General features: G+C 45.9%; 14 protein-coding genes and 2 riboswitches. Of the genes, 4 read left to right on the top strand and 10 right to left on the bottom strand.

The window, feature by feature from the left end; all coding sequences use genetic code 11:
- Positions 1-86: 86 nt before the first annotated feature.
- The 8 genes from MHI01_RS25860 to MHI01_RS25825 all read right to left on the bottom strand — a co-directional run bounded on the left by MHI01_RS25860 (position 87) and on the right by MHI01_RS25825 (position 14,286).
- Positions 87-3,767 (bottom strand): DUF5704 domain-containing protein, encoded by a 3,681-nt coding sequence (locus tag MHI01_RS25860; RefSeq protein WP_445744910.1) that lies wholly within the window; start codon positions 3,765-3,767, stop codon positions 87-89.
- A gap of 18 nt (positions 3,768-3,785) precedes the next feature.
- Positions 3,786-5,066: an S-layer homology domain-containing protein gene (locus MHI01_RS25855; RefSeq protein ID WP_340984400.1), complete on the bottom strand. Its 1,281-nt coding sequence runs from the start codon at positions 5,064-5,066 to the stop codon at positions 3,786-3,788.
- 338 nt (positions 5,067-5,404) lie between these two features.
- Positions 5,405-6,916, bottom strand: coding sequence for an extracellular solute-binding protein (locus tag MHI01_RS25850; RefSeq protein WP_340984399.1), 1,512 nt, complete (start codon positions 6,914-6,916; stop codon positions 5,405-5,407).
- 180 nt (positions 6,917-7,096) lie between these two features.
- Positions 7,097-8,209, bottom strand: a complete 1,113-nt coding sequence (locus tag MHI01_RS25845; protein ID WP_340984398.1) for a glycoside hydrolase family 88/105 protein — start codon at positions 8,207-8,209, stop codon at positions 7,097-7,099.
- Between the two features lie 24 nt (positions 8,210-8,233).
- A complete protein-coding gene (locus MHI01_RS25840) occupies positions 8,234-9,733 on the bottom strand; it encodes an extracellular solute-binding protein (RefSeq protein WP_036674498.1) in 1,500 nt (499 codons plus the stop codon).
- A 62-nt stretch (positions 9,734-9,795) separates the two neighbouring features.
- Positions 9,796-10,668, bottom strand: a complete 873-nt coding sequence (locus tag MHI01_RS25835) for a carbohydrate ABC transporter permease (RefSeq protein ID WP_017686862.1) — start codon at positions 10,666-10,668, stop codon at positions 9,796-9,798.
- 45 nt (positions 10,669-10,713) lie between these two features.
- Positions 10,714-11,667 (bottom strand): ABC transporter permease, encoded by a 954-nt coding sequence (locus tag MHI01_RS25830; RefSeq protein ID WP_017686861.1) that lies wholly within the window; start codon positions 11,665-11,667, stop codon positions 10,714-10,716.
- Positions 11,668-11,949: 282 nt separating this feature from the next.
- Positions 11,950-14,286: an AraC family transcriptional regulator gene (locus MHI01_RS25825; protein WP_164783426.1), complete on the bottom strand. Its 2,337-nt coding sequence runs from the start codon at positions 14,284-14,286 to the stop codon at positions 11,950-11,952.
- Positions 14,287-14,813: 527 nt separating this feature from the next.
- On the opposite strand from MHI01_RS25825, the gene MHI01_RS25820 reads away from it, so the two are divergent.
- Both MHI01_RS25820 and MHI01_RS25815 read left to right on the top strand, forming a co-directional pair.
- Complete coding sequence (locus MHI01_RS25820) at positions 14,814-16,817, top strand: endonuclease MutS2 (protein ID WP_340984397.1); 2,004 nt, start codon at positions 14,814-14,816, stop codon at positions 16,815-16,817.
- Positions 16,818-16,956: 139 nt separating this feature from the next.
- Entirely contained in the window at positions 16,957-17,172 is a 216-nt protein-coding gene (locus MHI01_RS25815; protein WP_340984395.1) for a cysteine-rich CWC family protein, read from the top strand.
- Between the two features lie 1,256 nt (positions 17,173-18,428).
- Here MHI01_RS25815 and MHI01_RS25810 read toward each other — a convergent pair.
- Complete coding sequence (locus MHI01_RS25810) at positions 18,429-18,872, bottom strand: hypothetical protein (protein ID WP_076252925.1); 444 nt, start codon at positions 18,870-18,872, stop codon at positions 18,429-18,431.
- Between the two features lie 501 nt (positions 18,873-19,373).
- Positions 19,374-19,769 (bottom strand): glycine cleavage system protein GcvH, encoded by a 396-nt coding sequence (gene gcvH, locus MHI01_RS25805; RefSeq protein ID WP_076252926.1) that lies wholly within the window; start codon positions 19,767-19,769, stop codon positions 19,374-19,376.
- A gap of 343 nt (positions 19,770-20,112) precedes the next feature.
- A riboswitch (glycine riboswitch) is annotated at positions 20,113-20,235 on the top strand.
- Positions 20,236-20,238: 3 nt separating this feature from the next.
- A riboswitch (glycine riboswitch) is annotated at positions 20,239-20,339 on the top strand.
- 216 nt (positions 20,340-20,555) lie between these two features.
- Between gcvH and gcvT the strand changes: the two genes are divergently transcribed.
- Positions 20,556-21,692 (top strand): glycine cleavage system aminomethyltransferase GcvT, encoded by a 1,137-nt coding sequence (gene gcvT, locus MHI01_RS25800; RefSeq protein WP_340984394.1) that lies wholly within the window; start codon positions 20,556-20,558, stop codon positions 21,690-21,692.
- Entirely contained in the window at positions 21,689-23,044 is a 1,356-nt protein-coding gene (gene gcvPA / locus MHI01_RS25795) for an aminomethyl-transferring glycine dehydrogenase subunit GcvPA (protein WP_340984393.1), read from the top strand. The genes gcvT and gcvPA overlap by 4 nt, the downstream gene beginning before the upstream one ends.
- Positions 23,045-23,090: the final 46 nt, after the last annotated feature.

The following is a 23,090-nucleotide window of genomic DNA, read 5'->3' as shown; positions in this document are numbered from 1 at the left end:
AACCATAATCCAAATCACGCAAAAGAAGACAAACGCATGTGGATTCACATAACGTTTGTCTTCTTTAGGGGTAAAACAATGTTTCTCTAATGCGGTACCTGGGATTGGAAATCATTGCGGCTGGATTGATCGGCGTGGTACAAAACCACGTCCCCATCTTGCATCGGCCAGCTTCTACCCTGATTATCTACCGGGTTGTTATCGAAACCTTCCATTTGCCATTGATTCATCAACGGTGCATGAATATATTGCAGATGTGGTGCACTCGTATTACCACTGCGCAATGTTTCGATATTGAAGTTAACCACAATGTAACCGTCCCTCAGAAATACCATTGCCTTCTCATCCAACTGGTTTTGTCTGGAAAGCGACTCGAGATCGGTTCCTTTGGGTACAGCATATACATCTGCTGGCAAGCTATATTCCCCATACCAGCGCTGAATCGCTGCATTCGCCCGATCCACATTAACACTGGAGGGAATATCTGCTTTTGGGCCAATAAGTGTACGGATCTGTGAAGGAAAAATCATCCAGTCATAACGACCTACCCACGTTTTATGATGAGAGGTCTGATCCACGAAACGAACCATATGTTCCGCCATTGTACCCTGATTGCGTTCCTCCGCCGACAGTTCATAGGTATACTGATAACGCGCTGTATCACCTAACTCCGTACCGGGGACATTCCGCAAACGTGAGTTCAGGACAACAAAGCGTTTTTCTAAATCTTGTGCCGATCCAAAACGAATGAGTCGTTCCTGTCCTCGATGGTAGTATAAATCCACTCCTTGCCTGGTGGTGCCATCTTTACTCACAAAAGAGAACGTCGGCGTGATTCGGATACCATCCTGTTTCCCAAACATATTACCCTTGGTTTTCAGATCAAACTTGAAATGGTAACCCGTCTTCACTGCAGCATTTCGGAACCCCTGTACCGGATGACTGCCGGGACGAATAGGCAGGACATAGGGAGCCAAATTACCTCGGGCATCTCCGTCTATACTGTTTCCTCCGGTCCAGTAGCTTACACCCGTTGGTTCGGGGCTGCCTATCCGCTTACGGAACACATTCTCCCAGTTGTAGTCTGAAATATCGGTGATGTGAAAATCATATAATCGTCCGATAACGTCTACAGCAACGGTATCTGCTGCGACATGATGAGTCAGATTCGTATTGGCATCCTGTTGTTCTGTGTAGTTTGCAGGTGCATTTTCGGCGATATTTCGAAACTCGATCTGGTAATTCCCTTCATCCACCCATACAGGAAGATAAAAAGGAGTGTCCAACTGATTTACCGGAATATCCACCCATGTCATGGCCGGAATAAACTGACTTCTGGCACCGTTATAGACATCGAATGGAAAACGAACCTGTTTGATCCGGAAATATTTCGCATAATCATGGTTTCCATAACCAGGGTAATTCGCTACATCCAGATGCTGCCCAGAAGTTGGGATCCGTACAATAAACGGACGCTCTAAAATAAGTGCAGCTCTGGTCGGGTCAGGCGTAGTCTTCTGATTATGCGGCTGATCATCTGACACCCAGGCGTAGTTCACAACTGGAGTATGTACTGTCACCGAGTTGATGCCCAAAATGGGGAATTTCTGATCCTGCCCTCCGTTAACATTGCCAGGGAGCAGTCCATACGTAATCTCACCCGTGGTCGGCTGGTTAGCTTTGTTCATCAATGTGTTTTTGATTGTCAGACGGTTCTGGTACAGAACAATATCCCCAATCATGCCAGGCTGGGGGATACTTCCCGGTTGCGGAGCAGTTTTGGTCACAGGAGCAGGATCCATAATTGTCGCTCCATTAAAGGTTACCTTGTCGTTATTAACGGTGTTCTCTCTAACCTCTGCTTCAGCTTCAGATTGAAACAATGACGTTTCATCTGGCGTAGAGGGTTCAGTAGAACCACCCGGAACCCCTTTGATGCCAAGATCAATTTCTCGACATGGCGCAGGTTTCACATGATTGGTAACCGCAGTATCCATAGCCGATTGCAAAGTCGGTGCTGTATATGCATTGGGCGTCAGGGTCACAGTGTCACCATAACCGCCTAGCGCATAGTTAGATACCTTGGCCTCATTTAACTTGTATACCTCCAGGTTATCGATCTGCCAATAGCTATATGTCCTTGTTACTTGCATGGTTTTATCCCCAGGCACATCACGTTCTCTGGGCTGAGGAGGTGTCCCTGGATCACCCTCACCACTAGAGGCTCTTCCTGGGATCGTCCAGGTTTTATGATAAACCCTTTTCACTTTAACGGTGTAAGTCACCGTTCCTGTCATGTTAACCCAACGGTGCTGAAACAGATATTCCTTGGCTAAAACATTGGCATAGAGATCTTCCGAAGTCGGAATACCATGGGTAACATCGAACTTCTCAGATCCACGATCATCTGCCTTCAACACACCTCGAACAGACGGGTCCATAACCGATGCTTCAATAACCGTGCCTCTACTCGGTGGGCTGATGGTCACGGGGCAAGTGTTCGCAGGCTCGCCCCCCGGATCGCCATCATTACCACCCTCACCATTATCCGTGCAGTCCTTCACCTCAAGCACCTGAGTCCCTTGTTCATCCAGTTGCTGAGCAGAATCAAGAAAATGAGCTTTGATGGTAGTGCTACCCACGATCCCTTTTGTCGTGATTTTGCCATCAGCGCCGATCGTGGCTATAGTCGGATTCGAGCTCTGCCACGTCAATTTAGGATGAGCCGTCAGTTTATGAACAGAGCGATCTGGTTTGGTTAGAACTGCTTCTGCCTGTAGAGGTGTCGTATTGGCTTTACAAGCGTTCGGCAAATTCACCACGAGTCCTGGCTCAGACGTCACGGTAATGGTGGCTGTATCCGAGATGAGATATGTACCATTGTTCCAGATCGCACGCACAGTGACCGTGCCTGGACTTTCGGCCGTTAACATCCCTGTTTTGAGCTCTATACTCGCAATCGTCTCGTCAGAAGAAAACCATTTGATTTCCGTTTCCCTGCGGGATACGTCGATGCCCCCACCAAAAGCTGTCGCACCATAACCTTTCGTCTTAACCTTGGCTTCCATCTGCTGGGTTTGACCTAGGGTAAGGGTTTTATTTGGAGTTACATCGATTTCTTTTTCTTCCTCCAAATCACCTTCCCAAATGATGTCCATGGGAGTAAAATAAGAAACATTATGCTTAGGACATCCTGCCGTTGTTCTTCCCCCATTTTCAAATGGATCATTCTGAGTCCATTCGTGATTTCCACCAGTTAAGGTCTTAATAGCAACAACTGTACTTGGAGGTGTGATCACTGTCCTTCCCACACCTGTATATGTTGCCTGTTCAAATTGAGTTTTATATTCCACACTTTTGATGTTTACTTCCTTAAAACTAGAGGATGTTAGCGTATTTCCGTTATATTGAGGCCAAGAAACCGCAGGCCATCGTGAAAAGTCAACACTATCCGGTACCTCTTTCAAAGCAGGATAAGGGGTTGTACAACTTCCTGCATTGTTTGAATACGTTGGACCACCACTGTGATCTGCTCTAAATCTCCCATCATCAGTTTGATACCAGTAAACTCCAGGTGTACCAACTGTCTTTTCAGCTTGAATAGATTTTAGAATAGGACTTTTCATAGATTTTGGACCGTACGGATCGTTAGCAGCAGCGTAAACAAAATCATTTATAGATAGCCCAATCACGTAAGAACTTATAATGAATAATACAAGCAATGTTCTGGACCAAATGAATACGGACAGCCGCATTCGTTTTCTCATAGACTTGCTATCACCTCACTACTGGTACATATTTTGTATTTTCATTTCTCCTACATCTTCAGCTTTAACATGATACGATCCATTTTTGAAATCTAGAGTTGACCTTGTCCAAAATCTAACCTTTTTCCCTTTTATGATGAGTTCTTTAGGGCTATTAGGAATGGTTTTGAATCCGTTCTTATCAGCAAATTCTAAATCTAGACGTCTAAAACTTAGTAATCCGTTATTTAAACCACCACTGTAGGTAATCAAATCTGACTTATCTGTATTTGATATAAAAGATAAATCAGCAAATGTTAGATAATAATCGCCACTCGAAATATTGGGTTCTACAAAAAGTTTGCTATATACTCCTTGAGGTTTACCATTCTGAACCTTCACCACAATAAACCTATGAAGTGTAAGCACTCCTGATTTGTTAGAAAGTTTTATATCTCCTTTCGATATATCACTTACTTTGACTGAGTTCTTAGTATAAAAATAATTACTAATAGTCGTTAAATTCGTACCCGTCGTGCCGACCTCTCTCATCTCATTCAGATCACTGTACTTCCCCGCATCCGTGCCCTCCACATCCATATAACGCAGTAAAATGGCCGATACTTCTGCACGAGTGGTGGAATCCGCTGGTTTTAATGTGCCATCCTGGAATCCACCGACAATACCTGTCCCACGAACGAGAGCAAGATACGGAATCTGCTCAGCACGAATGGTGCCGCGGTTCACTTCTGGTGTGGGGAGCAGCGTATTTTTTGTATCATTAAAAGCATCTTGGAAGCTGGTTCCGGACTTGATCAGTCCATTGGCAATCCATTTCATCATCTCGTAACGCGTCAGCTCCGCATTTGGATTGAACCCTTTGGCATAATCATCAGTGTTAATAAATCCTTGTCCTACAAGTTGGCTAACCGCCGCTTCAGACCAATGTCCCTTGAGATCGGAAAACGGGTTTTGCCCCTCTACCTTCTCCAGTCCAGTCGCACGGGCAAGTATGGTTGCATATTCCCCACGCGTGATTTTGCCATTGGGACGGAACGTTCCATCTTGGTAACCTGAGATCAGATTTTTTTCATAAGCTTTGGCAATCGTTGCTTGAGCCCAGTGGCCCTTGATATCTTTGAACTTGCTAAGGGCCGTGTCACTTGTTCCCGATGCTGCATTAGCTGTCGACGTCAGATGTACGGGTCCAACGGGCAATAGTGTCCCTGCCAATACAGCTGTCGTTAACAACCCGACGATCCAACCGTTCCGTTTTTTCTTCTTCTCGTGACCTTCAATTCGTTTATTCAATCTACTCACGCTCCTATGTACCTTAGTATGGGGATGCTTTACTTGGTCAACCTAGTCAATTCTCTTCATAAACAAAACCTAAATTTGCCATAATAATCAATATTCTACCATGTTGTACTAGGCTATTGGTATTATTTTTCGTCCATCCCCATCACGTTAAGGCGTGCGCCCCTCCTTCCATAGACCCACTTCATTCGCCTAAAAACACAAAAAAAGGCCATGAATCTGCAGATTCATAGCCTTATGCTTTAAGGGTGTGGTCTTTCTTATGATATTGAAAAATGAACTCACTCATAGAATAAACCATATCATTCCATTTGATCAACCTTTTTTTATTTCACCCAGCTTTATTTTCCGTTTAATTCTTTGTAGGATGCTTCCAATTCCGTGATCAATTGATCACCACCGGCTTTTCTCCAGCTTGCGATTTCCTGCTCCCAACCTGCATCATCGATTTTACCCATAATGTACTTGGTCTGCGCATCCCAGATCATCTGATCCAACTCCTGACCACGCTCAGTATAGATCGCCGAAGACAAGGTGAGTGCCGGATTGGCAATGGCATACTGCTCATTCTCACGCGCCATCTTTGTACCTTTCATACCAATCGGAACATCAACCAGTTCAGGCACGTTATAACCTTCAATGCTTAATAAATTATCCCGATATGGCTTCACTTCACGCTGATAAGCGTCAAAATCCTTAAGTTCGGTTTTCCCATCCGCAGTCTTGGTGTAGTGCACATCGAGCAATCCACGGAGCTGCAACGCACTTAATTCCTCATCCATCAACTGATCCAGGAACGTGAGAACCTGCTTCAATTGCTCCTCATCCGTAACGGATGCCTTCGGGATGACCAGCATTCCGTAGTTCCCTGGTTCTCCGGCGATGCGAATACCATCGGTTCCCTGGAACGGAGCCACATCAATTTCTCCATCCGGAGCGTTAGGTGTAAGCCTCTGCTGAGAGGACTTTCCGTTCTGGGCCACACCGTTAAGCTTCATGCCAACTAGGCCTGAATCCATTTTTTTGTCCGCATCAGAAGGGTCCAGAGCAGGAAAATCACTATTAATCAGTCCCTCGCTGAACAGTCGCTTGAAGAGTTTCATCGTATCCACGTATTCCGAGGTCAAGAACTCCGGGGTCAGTTTCCCAGCATCATCCACTCCCCATTTGTTAACACCGCCAATACTTACAGCAATCCGCGTCAGTGGGGAAGAGACACCCTCATTATACTTTTTAAAGAGCAGTGCACCGTACGTATCTTCCTTACCATTCCCGTCAGGGTCTTCCTTACGAATAGAGCGCATCACTTCATACCAGTCATCCAGCGTTTTGGGTATATCCAGCTTCAACGTATCAAACCAGTCCTTGCGATATACGATCGCAGTCCGTCCAATATCCCGGAAGTTCGGAATACCGTAGACCTTGCCTTCAATTTTGATATTGTTAAAATAAGCTTCGGATTGGGCAGACAGGTTCTTATAATCCTTCAAGTAAGGCCCCAGTTCCCAGAACAGTCCCGTTTTGGCGGCATTAAATGTGGTCGGTACATAATTCACACGCATAATGGTCGGCATCTCACCTGAAGCAACCATAACATTCACCTTATCATCAAAAGCAGACTGCGGAATCCACTGTACATTGACATCCGTATTTGTATATTCCTCAATCTTCTTTTCAATCCCGTTCTCCTTGGCCGGTATATCTCCTACCTGCATTAAAGAGATGGAAATGGGAAGTTTACCTTCCCCTGTAGCAGGTGCTTTTTCTCCCCCGCAACCTGCAAGCAATCCAGCGGACATTGCACCAATTACAACGATTCCGCCTAAACGGGACATTGGACCTTTTGGACTCATGAACCATCTCTCCTTTTGGATAAGGTTATGTACATAGACCACTCCGATGACAGAACAACCTTCCGATCGCTGTTATCCCCAGATTTTTTGATTCCCTTTTAAAAAGGGGAAAATCCGGGGATAAAGGCGAACGCTTCGCTTCCTCAGATTATTTCTGCCCTCTCCGTTCTCATGTACATGTTAGTTGGACTTGTAAAGTTCAATCTCCACTCCCGCCAAAATGAACGGAGCGACCGACTTCGGATCATTAATCCGAATGGACTCGGTCACATAATACTCATAGGACCCGTCACGATACGGGCTTCCTCCAAGACCGGCTCCGCCATTACACTGCGTCAAGGACAGCACGCCTTCACGGTCCGTTTGCAGCAGATACTGCACCAGACCCTGATACCCTTTTTCCGCAACCGCTTTGAACTTGCCACTTAGATATCCTTTACGCACACCTTTGGCCAATGCATAGACAAACATTGAGGTCCCGGAAGCCTCCAGATAGTTCCGCTCACGTCCCGGTTGATCCAACAAATGTGGCCATAGTCCGGTCTGTTGATCCTGTACATGCACAAGTGCATTCGCTACTCGTTCGAAGATACCCACAATCTGTCCGCGCTGCGGATGATCTACCGGCAGATAATCCAAGGTATCCACAACCGCCATCACATACCAGCCCATCGCCCGACTCCAGACATGTGGTGAACATCCCGTCTCACCCGAACTCCAGCGCTGCTCTTTGCTCTCATCCCAGGCATGGTACAAGAGACCGCTACGCGGATCACGTGTACATTGCTCCACCAGCAAGAGCTGCAGAGCCGCCTTGTCAAACCACTTCTCTTCACCCGTCACTGCGCCATACTGGGTCAGATACGGAGTAGCCATGTACAATCCATCCAGCCACATCTGGAAAGGGTAAATCTTTTTATGCCAGAATCCGCCTTCACTTGTATGTGGCTGTCCCTTAAGCTGAGTCATAAGCAACCCCGCAGCTTTGCGATACTTCTCTTCTCCCGTTTTCTCGTGCAACAGGAACAGTGATTTCCCCTGATTGATCTGATCCAGATTATATTCCTCGATCGTATAGGAGCGAATGGAGCCATCTTCCTGAACAAAATGATCCATCAGCTCACGGATGTAGTCAAAATACTTTTGCTCCCCCGTGTACGTATACAGCTCCTCCAGCGCTTTCAGTAAGCAGCCGTTCTCATAATGCCAAGTGGAATACAGCTCATGGTTGCGATAACTTTCCATGAATTGCTGTGCCATGCGCACCGATGTGAGTTGCAGTGTTTCCTTCATGATCAAGCCTCCGCTTCCGGCTCTTTATTGAGCCTGTTTTTTGTAATCTTCGGCATATTCCTCACGAATCTTGTTTCCACCCGCATTGCCCCAATTCTCGATTTCCTTTTCCCAGCCACTTTGATCGATCTTGCCCATAATGTATTTGGTCTGCGCATCGGCAATCACCTGATCCAGGTCTGCCCCACGGTCACCATACGTTGGAGAATATAACGTCAGCGCAGGGTTTGGCACAGCGTGCTCCGCAAGTTCCTTGGCAAGTGCCGTACCTTTTTCACCCAGTTCGGTATCCTTCAATTTTGGTACGTTATATCCTTCCACATAAGGAAGGTTGTCACGGTAAGGTTTCACTTCACGCTGGAATGCATCGAAGTCACTCATCTCCACCTGATCTTCGCCCACTTTGGTGTAATGTTTGTCTTCCATACCACGCATCAACAGGGTCGCCATCTCAGGGTCCATCAGTTTATCCAAGAAGGAGAGCAGGTTTTTGAGTTCTTCTTCCGATTTCACCGTTGATTTAGGGAATGCCAGAATCCCGGAGTTACCTGTCTGTCCTGCAACACGGTCTCCGTTCGCTCCAAGCAAACCAGCGATATCTACCACACCATCCGGATTGTTTTTGGACAGACGCTCTTGCTGACTTTTTCCGTTCTGAGCAACACCAACACGGATCCCCACAACACCGGAATCATACTTTTTCTCCGCTTCCGTAGAGTCGAATACAGCAAAATCTTGGTTCAACAGTTTCTCATCGTACAAACGTTTCAGCAGATCCAGCACCTGCATATATTCCGGTGTCATGAATTCCGGCGTGAAGCTGCCATCATCCTCGACTTTCCACTTATTAGGTGCACCAAAACTTACGCCAAGGCGCGTCGTGAAGGAATATTGATCCTCATTATATTTTTTGAAAAGCATTAGTCCAAACGTATTATCCTGACCATCTCCATCCGGATCGGAGGTTGCCAGTGTTTTAATCGTTTCATACCATTCATCCGGTGTGGCTGGCACCTTGAGATTCAGCTTCTCGAACCAATCCTTGCGATAGATTACCGTAGCCCGCGCAATATCAGAGAATACAGGAACCCCGTAGATTTTGCCCTCTACCTTGATGTTGTCAAAAAAACGCTCGTTCTGTGCCGACAGATTTTTGTAGTCTTTCAGCAAAGGCCCTACTTCCCAGAACACGTCATTACGCATCGCGCTGGTCACCGTTGGGTTATATTGCACTTTCACAATTTTTGGCATATCGCTTGAAGCGATCATTACATTAATTTTGTCATTATAGGCCGAAGCCGGAATCCACTGGATATCCAGTTTGGTATTGGTATACGCTTCAATCTTTTGCTGAACTTCATTGCCTTTGCTTGGCACATCACCCACCTGTGCAATGGCTATGGACACATTTTGTACGCCGCCCTCGGCAGCCTGACCCTCGTCTGATCCGCATCCTGCCAGCAAACCTGTCACCAGTGCCAGTGTGCTCAAGACAGCTACGGCTTTCTTTTTTGTTGCTTTCATAACATGAAAACCTCCCTTTTTTTATGCAGTCATAGTGAACTGACTTTGAACCATGTGCCGACTCAACCTTTCACCGAACCCAGCATCACTCCTTTTGCAAAGTGCTTTTGCAGGAATGGGTATACCAGCATAATCGGGATTGTGGAGAACACGATAACGGCCATGCGAATGGTAAGCGGCTGGATCTCGGTCTCTTCGATACTTGTGTCTCCGATTCGGCTCTGTGCCAGAATAACAATCTCACGTAGCCAGACTTGGACAGGCCACTTCTCACTATCATTGATATAGATAACAGCGCTGAAGAAACTGTTCCAGTGGGCCACCGCGTAAAAGAGTGAAAATGTCGCCATGGCTGGCATGGACAATGGCAGTACAATCCGGAACAATACGCTGACATCGTTACATCCATCAATTTTGGCTGCATCCTCCAGCTCGTCGGGAATGGCCTGGAAGAAGTTTTTCAGTACGATCAAGTTAAATGCACTAATAGCGGTTGGCAGCATCAGTGACCATAACGTATCCGTCAGGTGCAAGGATTTCACGACAAAGTATGTTGGAATCATCCCGCCACTGAAGAGCATCGTGAACAATACACCGAGCAATATGGGCTGGCGTCCACGCAAATATCTTCTGGAGAGCGGATACGCCATAAGTGATGTAAACAGCAGGTTAATGAAGGTACCGATCACGGTAATATAGACCGATACACCCAGACTGCGAATCAAAGTATCTGTAGAGAAAATGTAACGGTACGCGGCCAGAGAGAACTCTTTTGGAAAAAGAATGAATCCTCCCTTAGCCACTTCATGCGGACTGGTAAACGAAACGGCCAAAATATACATGAACGGGATGACCGTCACAATTCCAATCAACAGCAGCAAGCCGTGATTGAGAAAATCAAAGATCCGGTTGCCCCACGTTTTATCCTGTTGCATTTTAATGTTCACTCCTGTCTGGTGAAGAACGTCTACTCCCGAGGGTTAGTAGACGCCTTCCTCCCCGAATTTTTTGGCCAGCGTATTGGCACCAAGAACAAGCGCCAGCCCGACAACCGATTTGAACAACCCGACAGCAGCACTATAACTGTACTGTGCCTGGGTAAGACCCTTCGTGTACACGTAGGTATCAAATACCTCGCCCACATCCCGGTTTGTCGGAGTTAGCATCAGGAAGATCTGTTCAAAACCTGTATCCAGGAAATTTCCCAGACGCAGAATGAGCAAAATGACGATGGTACTGCGAATGGCCGGCAACGTAATGTGCCAGGTTTGGCGCCACCGATTGGCACCATCAATCCGTGCAGCTTCATAGAGCTGTGTATCAACACCGGAAAGCGCAGCCAGGAAGATAATTGTGCCCCAACCAACTTCTTTCCAGATGGATTGTCCAACAATCATCGTTCGGAACCAACCGGGTTCAAGCAGGAACGCAACCTTTTGTCCCGTCAGGTTATAGAGCAATTCATTAATCGCACCACCCTCAGTTGTGAACAGCATGTAGAACACACCGACAACAACAACCCAGGAAACAAAGTGTGGAACATAAACAAGAGTTTGTACAAATCGTTTGAACCGTTCACGGCGAACTTCATTCATCATGAGTGCCAGTACAATCGGCAGTGGGAAAAAGAACACAATGTTATAAATGGCAAGTAAAAACGTATTCCGAAATAATGTCCAGAACTGCGGTTCTCCGAAGAAACGCTGGAAATGTTTGAACCCTACCCAGTCACTTCCCAAGATGCCCTTGTAAGGCGTGTAATCCTGAAAAGCCATCGTGATGCCATACATGGGTATGTATTTGAAAATAACAAAGTAAAGCACACCCGGTATTAACATGATATACAGCCACCGGTTTTTGATAATGTCCCTCCACAGCAGGTTTTTGTCACTGCGGGTAGCGGGCCGTGTTCGAGCCGCCGTTTCGGCTTTCATATTGTCTTCCTCCCCACATTGGAAACGATTACAAAATATCACTTCCTGAATTCATGTCTTCATTGTGGAGGATAAACGAATGACTGGCTATCGTCTCGTTTTAGCCTTTTGTTTTTCCTTATGTAGCAAGGGTTTAGCTCATTTACATCACAGAGTTCAAAGGCGCAATGAACTGCTTTCAACCTCTATATTCCTGTCTTAACTTCATGGAGAAAAGTGGTCTTCTTCCTTCATCCAAACATAAAAAAGCCTGCCTGCCATGGCGGGCAGAGCAGGTTTGTTTTATCGTTGCTGCTCCCGGTACTTGCCGGGGGTTGTTCCTGTGATTTTGCGAAATGTACGGATAAATGCGGTTGGGTTGGTATAGTTTAATTTCTCGGCAATCTCCGATATTTTAAGATTTGTTGTTTGCAGCCATGTCTTTGCTTTTTCCATACGATACTCTGCGAGATATTCCGTAAAATTGACTCCAGCTTCCTTCTTGAATACCCGACTTAGGTAGACAGGATGGAAATTAAGCTCTGCTGCACAGGCTTCCAGCGACAATTCACGATCATAACGTTCCTCTATCAAACGAATCATACGTCTCGCAATATTCATGTATTGGGATTCTTCCTGCTCTCGCCAGAAACGGATGACTGGCAGGAACAGCCGCTTGCGGAACCAATTGGTCATTTCGTCCAATGTGGACAACTTCAGCAAATGTGACATGGATGCTTTTTCACCCAGTACTTCGGCTACATCTCCACCTTGCTCCTGCACAAGCTGATATACACGAGACAATAACTGAACCATAATGACGGGGTATTCACTGAAATGAAGCTTTTTGTCTGCAAGCAGCCCCAAATATTGCTTAAAGTAGGCGTCCGTCTTCTCTTCATCTCCTTGCTTGAGCGCAGACGCGAGCTGATCCTCAATCATACGTAACTGGGTATACAACGCAGCCTCCATCTGACCACGTGGCTGAATATCCTCGTAATGCAAAATAATACGGCTGCCCAGACTTACCCGGCCCTGCAGAGCCTCTCGGCTCTCTTGAACCGCTCTTGGCGTATCTCCGATACAAGCGTAGGAACGACTGATGCCGATACTTACGGGCAGATTCAGATAGGTCACGACACGTTCGCGAATCCAGTCTGCCTGGGTATGCATCCATTCCTTCAGCTTCACCTCATCCGTCAGATCGGAGGCAAGTACGGTGACCTGAGCATCGTCCAGCATGACGGGGGTGAACCGAACTGCCGAAGGAAGGAGCTCACCTACCATATTGTTGACAGCAAACAGCAGCAGATCGCGATCCTGTTCCTCATATCGGGTCCCTTCCAAGGTATCGATCTGGAGCATGAGTACGCCAAGACTCGCCCACCCTGTCGGGAAATCGTACAATTCTCCCTGATATCTGAAATCTTCTTCCGAGATTTTACCTGTCAGCAGTTTGGTCATAAAAAACTCCTGGAGATGCACATGCTGCCCCTTCATCTGCTCACGCATCGTTTTCTCCGAACTGAACAAGGTTGACAATTGCTCCTCAATATAGATAAATTCATCCTGTCGGCGTCCTGACGGAGCAACTGGGGAATCCAACCCCTTCGTAAATTGCAGCAGTCTGGAGATTGGTGAGTACATCCGCCGACTGCCGTATATGGCGAACAATCCCGTTACACATAACATGACCAGTGTAGCGATACCGGTAACCAATGCAATTTTCTGTGACTGGGCCGTAATCTGTCCAAGAGATACAACGGACACGTATAACCAGCCATTGAGCGGAGATTGCCTATAACTAACCGCCACTTGATTACCTTCCACCTCCGCACTGAAGAACCCCTCTGGCTGGCCCGTCGTTTGCACCATTTCCTGAATTTCCTTATTCAGCCCGTCATATTTCCCGCCTTGCTGCATATCGTTCAGAAAATACTTCTGCTCCCGATCCAGAACGTACATATCTCCAGAATTCGTATTTCGGCTCAAGTATGTACTCAGTTCCGTATCGGCGATATCAATTACAAGAAATCCCTTTGGTTTCACATTGGTTGGTATCATCGGGATTTTGAATACCATACTGACCACATTATCCGATGATATAAGAGCAGGTGCCTGTTCGGGTGTTAGTTCACCCATACCTGCTGACACAGGTACACTTTCTTTGGCTGAACTGGCATTCTGAGTGACCCAGAACAGGCTGTTGGTATAACTCAGGTAGGAGCCAATTCGGTCTCGAATGCTGAAATCATCCAATTTGCCAAAAGAACGCATCGAAACGACCCAATCTTCATCCAGATTGACCAGATAGGCTTGGTCAATGTTCGTAACCGCTTGCAAGTTGTTAAAACCGGAGGTCAGATCACGAATCTCCTGAAACTCGCTACTGTCTAGTGGTTTCTTCATCGCTTGTAGTACCAAGGGCGAATTAACATACTGGATGGATGATAATTGCAGGCTGCGCAGAACTTGTTCTACCCTCATTTGGGTCTGATGTAATATCTGAAGATTGCTCTCACGCACTTTCTGTTCAATGTCACGTGATGCAATCGTATACGAGACCGAACCAATAACAATGACCGGAAGGGCTCCGAGGATCAGGGTAAAACAGAGCAAACGCAGTAAATACTTCGGCAAGAAGAGCATCCTCCTTTATACGTGTGTTTATTAAAATAAATCGCTTTCATTGGATTATTTTACTATTGTTATTTTAAAACCCATTCTTATTCAAGTCCACTCATTTATTCTAAAGGTTGACTTCAAACCAATTTCCAGTTTATATTGGTTGCATATTCCTCAATCAAAGGAGAGATTTTTAATGTCGGTGAATGTTCTTAACTAACCAAGTTTCATATTCAGGAGTTTGGCCTTTCATTGCGCTTGTGCCCATATGGCATACGTGTATTTCATGATGCGCCAGATCCCTGTACTTAGTTAAGAACAGCGGATATCATAAATCGCCTCCGGGATTGTAATTGTCCGGGTCTATTTCCGCGCTGAGTTCAGCGCGGATTTTTTAATATAGACCTGTAGTGGACTTTGCTTTCCCATACGTTTAGGGCGGAGAATGACGTTTGTTCATTCTCCGCCCTTTTTGCGTTTTCCAGGAATATGTTTCAGCGCGTCAACTGAAATCCCAATTCAAATTCAAGGAGAGATTACGCATGAATGAGAACACATTAAACAGTTTGGGTTATCCACAAATTCAAAAAAATGTTGCAGACTGCGCCCTGTCTTATCTGGGCAAACGTTATGCGAGAGAACTAAAACCGATGGTAGATGCTCACCTGATCGAGATTCGCCTGGAAGAAACAGCAGAAGCTGCTGCATTGATTCGCTTCGGGGCCAGTATCCCCCTCCCTTCACTCGACGGAATGGAAACCATTATGGATCTGCTTGGCACCGGTTATCTATTCAGTGAACGCGACTTCAGTCATCTCGCTCAGTTCCTGCGGAGCTGTGCACAACTTATGAAATACATGGAGGGCAAATCCGGGGCGGCTCCCACCGTCAGTCGTTATGCAGCATCCATGATTCTAATCGAACCTTTGCTGAGTGAGATCGAGCGTTGCATCCATAGTGGACGCATTCAGGATCAGGCGAGCAAGGAACTGATTCGTATTCGTAAAAAAATAACGGTGAATGAGGAACGCATGAAACGAAAACTTGATTCTCTGGTGAGTAAACATCGCTCCATTATGCAGGAACATGTCATCAGCCAACGGGGAGGAAGAACGGTGCTGCCCATTAAGAAAGAGTTTCGCAAACAGGTGAAAGGCAGTGTGCTGGATGAATCGGGGAGCGGGCAAACCGTGTATATTGAACCCGTTGAATTAGTAAGTCTGCAGATGGAATTGGCTGCTCTACAAGCCGAGGAGTCCCGAGAGGAGATGAGAATTCTCGGTGATTTAACCTCTCTGGCCGAATCGTATAACCGTGAAATCGCCCTCAACACCGAAACGGTAGGTGTATTGGACTTCCTGTTTGCCAAAGCCAAATATGCGGCCACCATGGATGGGCGTACCGTTCGAGTCAATACTCAGGGCCAAATCAGCCTTCAACGTGCACGTCATCCATTCATGGGTTCTTCCATGGTTCCACTTGATTTTGCCATCGGCAGAACGTATTCATCGCTCATTATTACTGGCCCGAATACCGGTGGTAAAACGGTCGCACTCAAAACACTTGGTTTGTTAACCCTGATGATGCAATCCGGTCTGCTTATTCCGGTGGAGGAGGGTGGCGAGATGGCCGTTTATAACGAAGTAGCGGTTGATATTGGTGACGGACAGAGTATGGAACAAGCGCTCAGTACGTTCTCTGCACATATTCGCAATATGATTGGCATACTGGAACAGGCGAATACATCAACTCTGGTGCTCATTGATGAGATGGCCTCCGGCACAGATCCCGGTGAAGGTGTTGGACTTTCTATCGCCATGCTGGAGGAACTTCACAGCCGCGGAGCAACCGTTGTGGCGACAACACATTTTGGTGAAATCAAACATTTTGCAACTGCCACCCCAGGATTCGAAAATGCCCGCATGGAATTTGATACCGTATCTCTCCAGCCGCTGTATCGATTGCGTATCGGAGAAGCTGGTGAAAGTTACGCCTATTCCATTGCATTGAAGCTGGGCATGCCACAGCGAATTATAGAGCGCTCCAAGTCCCTGTCAGATCAAAGTATTTCGAGAGATCGTACATTAGGGTTCACGTCACCTCCTTCCGAAACTAAGGCCCTGACGCCTGCTCGTTCTGGTACAGAATCAGTCAGCCCAGCAGAGTTATCCAGAAAGAACCAGTCGAAACAGTCAAAGGATCCAATCCGTCTCAACAAAAAGACAACAACCAGAGAGTCGGATTCTCCTGCTCCTGCCAAAACTTTTCGCAAAGGAGATCGGGTGTATGTGGCCTATCTTAATCAGTCGGGCATCGTCTGTGATGTCGAGGATAGCCGTGGAAATATCGGGGTCATGTTACGTGGACGCAAAATAAAAATCCATAAGAAACGCCTGACCCTGCATATATCTGCCAATGAGCTTTATCCAGGTGACGATTATGATTTGGACATTGTGCTGGAAACAAAGGAAAATCGTAAGAAACGTAAATTGATGGGACGCAAACATGTGGAAGGCCTACAGATCGAATTACCGCCTGAAGAATAGCCGATGGGAGAAACAGATGTGGTGAACTGGAAGTCATATATACAGAGTGAAATCCATAATCACCGGCACATTTCTGTTATACTGGTACCAGTATGTTTAACTTCAGCTCGTAGCTATTGCACAGGGAGGGAAGAACTGAATGTCTGCAGTACAAGACGATCAAGAGCACATCCATATCGATGTTCTTGTCTGCCCATTATGCGGGGAAGCTAATCGCTGTTCCTATGCCGCAGGACATCCTCATTCGGAATGCTGGTGTAACCGGGCTACTTTCCCCGAGGGTGTGTTTGACCGTATTCCGGCAGAGCAGCGCCGAAAATCGTGCATATGTCAACGCTGTCTCAATATCACTTAATACCGTTTACTAGGTTAGAACTAAAAGAATGAACCTGATTGCACATATGGTATTATACCCTCATGGTAGACAGTGAAAAAACAAGTCATGTTACAATCAACTCAACACTGGAAACCAGAGGGTATTTTTTAAAGCCAGCGAAGAACGACGATAAAAGAAGCGGATCGTCTGGGCGAGGAAGAATAAGATTGGGATTAAATGAGAGTTGGATCATCACATCGTTTCGTAAAAGCCAAATCGGAGAAAGTTTTAAGGATTAGCGTGAAAGTCGGACGAAGAAGAATTTTAGTAGCGTAGAAGAAAACGTCTATTTAAAACGCAGGTATAATATCTAAAAAAAGCTCAGACTTGCACGGGGAGGGAAGCTGAATTTTAAAGCCCGGTGTCAGTTTAATCAAGAAATAAGCACGTGGGTTCTTTGGTGGTTTGGCTATGTAGGATTGTTGAAATTTCACGTGCAGGTTATTACAATTGGAAGAAACTTGGCCCTCAGAGAGAAACGAGCAGACCGGGATGCAGACCTGAAAGCACACATGTTAAGCATTTACCGGCTTATCCTTAATTCGGCTACAAACATATCCGAACCGCTTTAGGAAAAGAGACTTCGTGGCCTATTACAAGAAGGCGCGCCGCTTATTCAGATAATTTCAGATTCATTCCTTGACTCGTTCCGTGATGTCTTAAATCGGGAAGGTCGCGCTCTCCTGGGCAAAGCACGTGACGGATATCACATAGGTCCGAATTAGTCATGAGTTTGCTATGTTATCTTTCGTTTGAGATAGATCTGTATAAACAACGAAATTGTGGCATGGGAACTCTCCGAGGGAAATGAACTAAAACCTATGACTGACACGTTGAAGAAACTGCAATGTGGAACACCCTTGCTCCATACGAACTAGTGGATTTATTATACAACACAAGACTAAACCAAGTCGCTTAAAGAGAAGACGCTGACGCGGAGCCATTCCCAACGTGAGAACTGCTTTGACAATCCTTGTTTCGTTCTTTTTCTCACACTTAAAGGAAGGAAAAACTGTATATAGATAAGCCTCTGAATCTAGAGAAAACAACGAGCCAGATTACGGAATATATTTCGTTTTGCAACAAGGAAGGTGTCCAAGATAAAATAGGCGACCTCTCCCTGGTTAAATTCCAGAAAAAAGCCGCCGTTTAATTAATTTTTTCTTTTTTATTGTCTACTTGATGACAGGGCTATAACTATACTCATTCCTTTGTGTCTAATAAAATCATTAAATTTAATGATAGACTGCAGTAAAAATAGTTCTCACAGAGTATGAAGTATGATAAGGAAGATCCTGTATCTCAACTTTCACTCTCAAATTACGACTCGCTGCAAAAATCACTTCGTCTGAAAGTAGAGAGTTGACACTCAGTGCTGTAGCTAGAGAAATTGCACTAACATACCCCCCCAATACAGGAGATACCCTTGAAGCTATCATTGGAGCGATTGTTTCAACTAAGATTGCAGAATTACTTGAAAACCTCTTCATATTCGCTGCCAAATCTTTTACCGTATTTGCATCCATGTAATAGGTTGCAATGGTTTTATACTTTGGTTGGGAAACATCACCAATATAATCACTATTAGCTGAAGCTAGATTTGTGTTAACAGGAAATAATGGATAGGCGGCTGTTGCTAGCATTGAAGCTATTACGACTTTCTTTAACATGTTTTTCATTTAATATGTACCTCCAAATATAATATAATATAATATAAAAAATTAACTCAACTTAATATTCTCCAACAAAAACCATTATATTTCAACATTTAATTAATTTCAACTTATTTTCAATAATTTAGGATGAATAACCTATATGTATATAATTAGATTTCTTTAATACGAAAACTTTAAAGTCTAAAGTACATCAATTTGTATACCTTTTTTACTATTATCTTGTTCGCTGTCTTGTAACGAGGTTCAATATTCTTAGAAGGAATAAGTATTACCAAACTAGTTGGACACAAGTTTGGATAAGGGTAACTAAGACATTTGAAACCATAACGTAACCTTAGTTCTGCATGCTCCAAGAAATTTTGATAACGATATCATCCGTACATAAAACCTCCTTTTTATCCAAGAGCTATAAATCTCCAGGTTCAAAATTCAACAATCAGAAAATATCGACGAGAAAAACCTTAAGAAAGCATTTAGAAGAAGGCTTTCTTAAGGTTTTTCGTTTTAGTGGGCTTCCGTATGTTTCCGATACGCGTCTGCATTCATCAATGTAGACAATGCTGCTGTCAGATCTCCCTCAACACGGATCTCAATCATCCAGCCTTCCTCGTAAGGAGAGCTGTTCACAAGTTCAGGGGAGTCCTGCAACGAATCATTCACCGCAATGATTGAACCAGTGACGGGAGAGAACAAGTCCGACACCGTTTTGACCGATTCGATCGTTCCAATGCTGTCCTCTGCTTTTACATTGGTTTCAAGGTCAGGCAATTCCACAAACACAATGTCACCCAGCTGATGCTGCGCGAACTCGGTAATGCCAATACGTACAGTATCCTCCCCTACGGTTTGCACCCATTCGTGCTCTTCACTGTACAGGAAATCACTTTTCAATTCGCTCATCGATATCCGCCTCGCTTTTCATTAATGAGTACATGCGTTCTTTGACCTTAACCTTTTTCCCAGAACATAGCGTATGATATTTTTGAATCAAATGTCAAGATACCTCACAATTTATTTGCTGAACACCTCTAAATCCTGTAACCGGATTACACTCTTTCTTCATATACTGGTGAATATTAGAATAGTAAGCGTAGTCTTTTTAAATATACGAACAATAACTTAAAAAATAAAATAAATATTCGGTTTTAAATCATTATCTATGATATCGTTCTTGACATCGGTAGTGGATTCACGTTTTAATGAAAGGAGTAAATATGTTTATTGGACTATGTTATACCCGCGGATGAATGTAAAGGGAGAGATTACCCGTGACACCCGATTCGGGATGTACATGAGGTAACGCCGAAGGAGTAAACCACCGATAAGCGGAGGTGAATCTCTCAGGCAAAAGGACTTTTACGGGACGCAACTCTGGAGAGCATCTATTCGCCCTGTGCGGGCGTTATGATCACCCAAGGGGAAACCTGCTGCACAACGCAGCGGGGTAACTCTCAGGTACAAGGGACAGAGCCTTAGAATACAGCGTGCTACTTGGCATGCCGATTCTTTGGCCTGTCCTTTTCCTTTTTCCCAAAAAACGAAAAACAGGATGTAGAATGGCGCTGCCATAGCTGCCTTACCATACTTATGTGATGAAAATATCTAGCTGAAAATTTAAAAATACCCTGGTTCATTGATCCACGATTGTATATCCGGCCGGCTGACGGCCCATGACGAGGTGATTTGATGTCTGATTTGCTTAGAACACCACTCTTCCCACTATATCAGCAATATGAAGGCGTACGGTGCATTGATTTTGGAGGCTGGGAGCTTCCCGTACAATTTAGCGGAATCCAGAAAGAACATGAAGCGGTACGCGAGCGTGCTGGACTGTTTGATGTATCCCATATGGGCGAATTCACTGTACAGGGTGAGCAGGCTGAAGTTTTTTTGCAACAAATGATGACTAATGATGTGACCACGCTGGTTCCCGGTCAAGCCCAGTACACCCTGATGTGTTATCCAGATGGCGGTGTGGTGGATGATCTGCTCGTGTATAAGCTGGAAGATCAGCATTATATGCTTGTGGTTAACGCCTCCAACATCGACAAGGATTGGGCGTGGCTGCAAGAGCACTTGATCCCCGGCGTAAGCATGACCAATGATTCGGAGCAGACGGCGCTACTCGCCTTGCAAGGTCCACTGGCTGTAGACATTATCGGGAAAGTTACAGATACGGATGTAAGCTCGATTGAACCGTTTCGTTTTGTGCAGGATGCTGAAGTATGTGGAGTAAAATTACTGTTGTCCCGTACCGGTTATACCGGTGAAGATGGCTTTGAGCTATATGTTCCTGCAGATCAAGCCGCTGTGGTCTGGAATGGGTTAATGCAAGCCGGTGAAGGTCACGGACTTGTACCGACAGGCCTCGGTGCTCGGGATACACTGCGCTTTGAAGCAAAGCTCCCTCTGTATGGACAGGAATTGTCGGCAACTATCTCTCCGCTTGAGGCTGGTGTTGGCATGTTTGTGAAGCTGAATGCCGGACCTTTTATCGGACACGAAGCCTTGTTACAGCAAAAAACTGACGGGCCCGCCCGCAAACTGGTCGGCATCGAAGTGTTGGAGCGCGGTATTCCCCGCCCCCACTATCCGATTTACGCCGAAGGCGTACAGATTGGTGAAGTGACAACAGGCACGCAATCACCTACATTGAAGCGTAATCTGGGGCTTGCCCTCATCGACAGCAAATACGCTGCGCTGAGAACCCCGCTTGAGATTGAGATCCGCGGCAAGAAACTAAAAGCCGAGGTCGTGAAGACCCCTTTTCATAAACGGACACGTACGTCGAAGACACCTACTCAAGGAGCTGATCAAGCATGAGCAAGCACCGTTACATTCCCATGACTGAACAAGATCAGAGCGCCATGCTCGCAACCATCGGTGTGGATACGCTGGAGGATCTGTTTCAGGACATTCCAAAAGAGATTCGTTATCAGGGCGAGCTGCCCGTATCCTCCAAACTTGATGAATATGCGCTGACACGTCACATGTCCAAACAAGCTGGCGCCAACGCCAATTTCGAAACACACGCCAGCTTCCTCGGCGCTGGCATATATGATCATCATGTTCCTTCCGTCATCAATCATGTCATTTCCCGTTCCGAGTTTTACACTGCCTACACACCTTATCAGCCTGAGATCAGCCAAGGTGAACTACAGGCCATTTTCGAATTTCAATCCTACATCTGTGAATTAACCGGTATGGCTGTAGCCAATGCCAGTATGTATGACGGTGCAACAGCTTTTGCGGAAGCCGGTAATCTGGCCGCAGCGGCAACTCGTCGCAAACAGCTCATCGTATCCCGTACCGTTCATCCGGAAGCCCGTCAGGTATTGCAGGCATATGCGCACGGACTCCGTCTGGAGATTGTCGAGATTGGCTATAAGGATGGCCTCACTGACTGGGATGCCCTGCAAACCGCCATATCAGACGATACCGCTGCTGTCATGATCCAGAGTCCGAACTTCTTTGGTGCCGTGGAAAATGTGAAGCAGGCTGCCGACCTCGTGCATGCGCACAAGGGCCTGCTCGTTGTAAGTGCCAACCCGCTATCGCTGGGTCTGCTGGAAGCCCCAGGCAAGCTGGGTGCCGACATCGTTGTTGGCGATGCGCAGCCCCTCGGTATCGCCGCTTCACTCGGCGGCCCAACATGCGGATATTTCGCCGTATCCCAGCCTCATATGCGCCGAATTCCTGGCCGAATTGTAGGCCAGACCACGGATCGCGACGGCAAACGTGGTTTTGTACTCACACTGCAAGCACGTGAACAGCATATCCGCCGCGAAAAGGCGACATCCAACATCTGTTCCAACCAAGCTTTGCTTGCACTCAGCGCATCTGTGTACATGTCCATCATGGGTAAACAGGGTATGATCGATGTCGCGGATCTGAATTTGCAAAAGAGTCATTACACCCTCAATACATTAACTGCGATTCCTGGAGTTAGCCTTACTTTTAATGCACCAACATTTAATGAATTTGTGATTAAGCTTCCTGAAGGAACCGATGTGGATGCACTTCAACTGAAACTGCTGGATGCCGGCTTTATTGGTGGTTACGAACTCGGACGTGATTATCCGGAGCTTGCCGGACATATGCTGATTGCTGTTACCGAACGGCGCACTAAGGAAGAGATTGACGAATTCGCACGAGCATTGGAGGGATCGCTGTGACTCAGGAAACGACGACGACAACGACAACATCGGTAGACGGACAATC

Origin of the sequence: Paenibacillus sp. FSL M7-0656 (assembly GCF_038003225.1) — a bacterium.
Lineage (GTDB): Bacteria > Bacillota > Bacilli > Paenibacillales > Paenibacillaceae > Paenibacillus > Paenibacillus amylolyticus.
This window is presented reverse-complemented; position numbering and strand designations above follow the sequence as displayed.

Coding starts and splice junctions, on each gene's coding strand:
- MHI01_RS25860 (WP_445744910.1), bottom strand. CDS start 3,767: ATGAGAAAACGAATGCGGCTGTCCGTATTCATTTGGTCCAGAACATTG.
- MHI01_RS25850 (WP_340984399.1), bottom strand. CDS start 6,916: ATGAGTCCAAAAGGTCCAATGTCCCGTTTAGGCGGAATCGTTGTAATT.
- MHI01_RS25845 (WP_340984398.1), bottom strand. CDS start 8,209: ATGAAGGAAACACTGCAACTCACATCGGTGCGCATGGCACAGCAATTC.
- MHI01_RS25840 (WP_036674498.1), bottom strand. CDS start 9,733: ATGAAAGCAACAAAAAAGAAAGCCGTAGCTGTCTTGAGCACACTGGCA.
- MHI01_RS25835 (WP_017686862.1), bottom strand. CDS start 10,668: ATGCAACAGGATAAAACGTGGGGCAACCGGATCTTTGATTTTCTCAAT.
- MHI01_RS25830 (WP_017686861.1), bottom strand. CDS start 11,667: ATGAAAGCCGAAACGGCGGCTCGAACACGGCCCGCTACCCGCAGTGAC.
- MHI01_RS25820 (WP_340984397.1), top strand. CDS start 14,814: ATGAATGAGAACACATTAAACAGTTTGGGTTATCCACAAATTCAAAAA.
- MHI01_RS25815 (WP_340984395.1), top strand. CDS start 16,957: ATGTCTGCAGTACAAGACGATCAAGAGCACATCCATATCGATGTTCTT.
- MHI01_RS25810 (WP_076252925.1), bottom strand. CDS start 18,872: ATGAAAAACATGTTAAAGAAAGTCGTAATAGCTTCAATGCTAGCAACA.
- gcvH (WP_076252926.1), bottom strand. CDS start 19,769: ATGAGCGAATTGAAAAGTGATTTCCTGTACAGTGAAGAGCACGAATGG.
- gcvT (WP_340984394.1), top strand. CDS start 20,556: ATGTCTGATTTGCTTAGAACACCACTCTTCCCACTATATCAGCAATAT.
- gcvPA (WP_340984393.1), top strand. CDS start 21,689: ATGAGCAAGCACCGTTACATTCCCATGACTGAACAAGATCAGAGCGCC.